Genomic DNA, 4,490 nt, shown 5'->3' on the forward strand with positions numbered 1-4,490 from the left:
ACGTGCTCGCCGGGGGCGTGCCGGCCGTTGTAGAGCTGCCACAGCTCGGGGCGCTGGCGGCGCGGGTCCCACTGCGAGAACTCGTCGCGCAGCGAGAACACACGCTCCTTGGCGCGGGCCTTCTCCTCGTCCCGGCGGCCACCGCCGAAGACGGCGTCGAAGCGGTGGTCCTGGATCGCGTCGGTCAGCGGGACCGTCTGGAGCGGGTTGCGGGTGCAGTCGGGCCGCTCGCGCAGCGCACCGCGGTCGATGTAGTCCTGTACGGACGCCACGTGCAGGGTCAGCCCGTGGGCGGCCACGACGCGGTCCCGGTACGCGACGACCTCCGGGAAGTTGTGCCCGGTGTCCACGTGCAGGAGGGGGAACGGGACGGGCGCCGGGGCGAACGCCTTCAGGGCCAGGTGCAGCATGACGACGGAGTCCTTGCCGCCGGAGAAGAGGATCACCGGCCGCTCGAACTCGCCCGCCACCTCACGGACGATGTGCACCGACTCCGACTCCAAGGCGTCCAGATGGGACGGCCCGTGGGGCGTGCGGACCGGCGTGGACGAGGCCGTCATGCGAGCCCCCTCGCCGTCAGCAGGGCGTGCACGCGTCCCGCGGACTGCGCCGGTGTCTGTGCCTGGGTCGCCAGGACGAGGTCGGGTGCCCGCGGGGGTTCGTAGGGGTCGTCGACGCCTGTGAGGCCCTTGAGGGCGCCCGCGGCGTGACGGGCGTACAGTCCCTTCACGTCCCGCTCGCTGCACACGTCCACCGGTGTGGCCACGTGGATCTCGAGGTACGGCGTCGTACTCGTGGTGTGCCGGTCGCGGACCGCCTGGCGGCTGGCCTCGTACGGGGCGATGACCGGGACGAGCACCAGCACTCCGTTGCGCGCGAGGATCTCGGCCACGAGACCGATGCGCCGCACGTTGGTGTCCCGGTCCTCGCGGCTGAAGCCGAGGCCCGCCGACAGGAACCGCCGTATCTCGTCGCCGTCGAGGACCTCGACCCGGCGGCCCTCGGCGCGCAGGCGCTGTTCCAGGGTGCGCGCGACGGTCGTCTTGCCCGAGCTCGGCAGTCCGGTGAGCCAGATCGTGGCTCCCCGGCCGCGGGCCGCAGCGGTCGTCATATCCGGAATCCTTCCGCGGCACCGGGGTGCCGCACGTCTGAAGTACGCGGTGGCGGTGCGCCGTGCCGCGGCGCCCATCTCCGCGCGCCGGTCGCGGTCGTTCATCAGCGTCGCGAGGGCCTCGGTGAGCGCGGCGGTGTCCTCCGGTGGGACGAGGAGGCCGTCCACGCCGTGGGTGAGGACGTCCGCCGGGCCGGTGGGGCAGTCGAAGGCGACCACGGGCAGCGCGTGGCTCATCGCCTCGATCATCACCATCGGCAGGCCTTCGAAGCGTGAACTCAGGACGTACACCGAGGCCTTGGCGAGTTCGTCGTCGAGGCGGTCGGTGTGGCCCATCAGGAACACGTGGTTGTACAGGTGGTGTTCCTCGACGAGGGCTCTCAACTGGGCCTTCTTCTCGCCGCTGCCGTAGATCCTGAGCTGCCACGAGGGATGGCTCCCGGCCAGCTCGGCCCATGCCGGGATCAGCAGGTCGAAGCCCTTCTGGGGGAAGAGCCGGCCGGCCGCGGCGACGATCCTCGCGCCGTGGTCCGAGGGGATCTGGTCGATCGAGTGGACCGCGTTGGGGATCCGCAGGACCCGTGTGCCGGGCAGCAGTGCGGCGTACTCCTCGCGGTCGCGCTCGGTCAGGACGACGACCGCGTCGCACTGCGGGTACGTCTCGGCGATGCGGCGGCGGACGTCGTCGCGGTGCGTGCTCAGGTTCATGTGTTCCTGCGCGACGCGGACGACGCCGTTCGTGGCGTGCGCGGCGGCCAGGAAGTTCAGTGCGGGGCGGGTGGTGACGAGGATGCCGTCGCGGAGGGTCCGCAACCAGGCGGCGAGGGTCACTTCCAGGTGCCGGTCGAAGTACCGGTGGCCGAACTCGCCCTCGGGCACCTCGCGGGCGGGCCGTCCGGTGTGGCGCTCGCGCCGGCGTCCGGCGAGTCCGCGCCACGGCGCTCTCGGTGCGTCCGGGCGTGGCTCGCGCCGGTCGACGAGTGTGGTGACGCCGACGCGCGGGTCGAGCGGGAACTGGAGCTCGTCGCGGCGCCGGACCGCGCTGACCAGCTCGACGTCCCACCCCGCTGCCACGAGGGAGTTGGCCTGGTTGAAGACCGTGCGGATGGTGCCGCCGCGGCCGTAGGCGTGCAGGAGCAGGTAGCGGACCCGGGGCCGGTCGCAGGGCACGGTCATGCGCGGCACTCCAGAGAGAGGTTGTCCTCGACGGTGTAGTAGGGGCGCACCTCGCAGGACGTGCCGGGCACCGGCTGCCAGGGGTAGACCATGACCGCCTTCCTGCCGCGGATGTCGTCGAGTCGGCGCCCGACGCGCAGCGTCGCGGCGCCGTCGGTGAGGTGCAGGTCCCAGCGGTCGCCGTCGGTCGGTGGGGCGGCAGCGGTGGGGGCGTCGTCGAGGGTGAGGTCCTCGACGGTCAGTTCGCCGTCGAAGCGGTCGCCGCGCACGACGGCCCGCCGGCGGATCCGGTCCCCGCCGTGTCCGCGGCGCACGGCGAGCAGCTGCCAGACGGCTCCCGGCCGGGGCGGCGTGCCGTGCAGCCGGCCCACGACCCGGATGCGTCCGTCGCGCGGCCAGACCTGTTCGACCTCCGCGTGCGGTGCGGCCGGGGCGCCGTCGCCCGGGGTGTGGTCGGGGCTCACGCGAGGTACCCCCAGGCCTTGCCGATCGGGCGCAGGATCTCGGGTACGTCGTCGTCCTGCGGCAGCGGGCGGCCGCCCTGGACCCGGCCCGTGCGGATCTTGTCGCGCCAGTCGCCGAGGCCCTTCCGGAGCTGCGTGTCGTCGCGCTCGCCGTACTCCAGCATGGCGGGTTCGAAGTCGACGCCGAGGAACGCGCACAGGCCGTGCAGTGTCTCGTCGGGGGCTTCGGTGAGCTGTTCGTAGCGCACGGTGTGCCCGCCCGTGATGCCCTTGCGGGCCCGGTCGACGGCCTTCATGTAGCGCAGCGCGTCGGCGGCGGCCTCGTCGAAGGTCCGCTTGTCCGGGTCGGCCTCGTGCCAGGAGCGGGCGATCGAGAGGGGGTGGCGCAGCAGGAAGACGAAGCGGGCGTCGGGCCAGCAGTCGCGGATCCGCTGGTACACGAAGGCGTTGCTGGGAGTCTTCTCGACGAGGACGTCCTTGCCGGACCGCACGAGTTCGCGGTGCATGACCCGGTCCCACAGGAGGTGCTCGAGGTCGCCGCGGCCGAGGTCCAGTGCCTCCATGGCCCGTTCGGAGAGCCTGCTGCCGTGGGCGACCTCCAGGCGCCGGATGTGCAGCTCGTGCGGCGCGTGCAGCCGGGAGTGCGCGTTCAGGACCAGGCGCAGGAGCGTCGAACCCGAGCGTACGGGCGACATGATGAAGACCGGCCGCCGCAGCAGCCGGTCGGTGGCCAGGTCGTCGGTACATCGATAGGCGGGCGCGGGCGCCTTGACGGGCTGCCGGGCCGGCGCCTTGGCCTTCACCGGCCGCTGCGCGGGCGTGGGGGCCCTGCGCACCTGGAGTCCGGTCGTGGCGGTCAGCGCGCGGTTCACGTTACGCATGAGACTCATGCGGCCCGACGGTAGGGAGCCATTCTGAGAAGAGGGGCGGAGAAACCTGAGGGTTCCCTTAGGCCCTGGTGCGAACAGGCCCCGGTGCGAACGGGCGGACGACCGGCCGCACGGGCGGCGGCCCCCCGATGGCCTGTCGGGGGGCCGCCGCCCGCGGCGGCGCTACGGGTAGTTCACGACGTTGACGGCCGTGCCGGTGTCCGCCGGGCCGCCGGTGTCGTTGATGACGTGCTCGATGGAGCCGGTGCCGCCGCCGAGCGACACCGCGACGAGGTCGTGGAACGTGACGCCCGCGCGGTCGGGCACCTCGAAGGCGCGGTCGGCCACGACGCTCGGGTTCGCGTTGAAGAAGCAGTAGCTGCCCAGGCCCCAGGCCTCGTGGCTGGTGACGTCGTCGCCCACCTTGTACGCGGCGTAGCCGCGGGTGTCGCCGTTCATCCAGGCCGACTGGTCCGGCGGGTCGTAGGGCATCTCGTTCTGGTAGAAGTACGTCCGGCCGCCGTTGCCGTTCCACACCGTCTGGTACTTCTGGTAGTGCTCGACGAAGAGGCCGTACATCGTGACGTCGTCGCCGTTCACGATCAGGCCGGTGTCGGCGGTGTTGGTGTCCCAGCCCACGCCGTCGCCGTGGTCGGCGCGCCAGATCCAGGTGTGGTCGCCGATGACGTCGTCGCTGTTCACCACGAGGCTGTCGGTCGCCCTGCCGACGCCCGCGCCGCCGACGCGGAAGAACACGTCGTGCAGGGAGGTCGGGTCGCTCGCGTGGTCGGCGTCGGCGCCTTCGGGGCCGACCTCCATCAGGGTGTCGGAGGTCGTGGTCCCGGCGTCGAAGAGGAGGCCCGCGATGCT

Annotated in this window: 4 protein-coding genes and 2 pseudogenes; all 6 read right to left on the bottom strand. The window is 72.4% G+C overall.

The annotated features are described in order from the left end of the window. Positions 1-560 (bottom strand): sulfate adenylyltransferase subunit CysD (cysD, locus tag GTW43_RS32280; protein ID WP_161305521.1); only part of this gene is annotated, 560 nt, incomplete at its 3' end. After that, complete coding sequence (gene cysC / locus GTW43_RS32285; protein ID WP_161305524.1) at positions 557-1,111, bottom strand: adenylyl-sulfate kinase; 555 nt, start codon at positions 1,109-1,111, stop codon at positions 557-559. The genes cysC and cysD, both read right to left, overlap by 4 nt. 51 nt (positions 1,112-1,162) lie before the next feature. After that, positions 1,163-2,287: pseudogene (locus tag GTW43_RS38715) on the bottom strand (glycosyltransferase family 4 protein); the annotation flags it as partial. Beyond that, on the bottom strand, positions 2,284-2,751 hold the full coding sequence (locus tag GTW43_RS32295; RefSeq protein WP_161305522.1) for a hypothetical protein: 468 nt from the start codon (positions 2,749-2,751) through the stop codon (positions 2,284-2,286). The gene GTW43_RS32295 and the pseudogene GTW43_RS38715, both read right to left, overlap by 4 nt. After that, on the bottom strand, positions 2,748-3,641 hold the full coding sequence (locus tag GTW43_RS32300) for a sulfotransferase (RefSeq protein WP_161305523.1): 894 nt from the start codon (positions 3,639-3,641) through the stop codon (positions 2,748-2,750). Before GTW43_RS32300 ends, GTW43_RS32295 begins: the two co-directional genes overlap by 4 nt. Positions 3,642-3,803: 162 nt before the next feature. Beyond that, positions 3,804-4,490, bottom strand: a pseudogene (locus GTW43_RS32305) (coagulation factor 5/8 type domain-containing protein); the annotation flags it as partial.

Origin of the sequence: Streptomyces sp. SID5785, assembly GCF_009870065.1 — a bacterium.
Classification (GTDB): domain Bacteria; phylum Actinomycetota; class Actinomycetes; order Streptomycetales; family Streptomycetaceae; genus Streptomyces.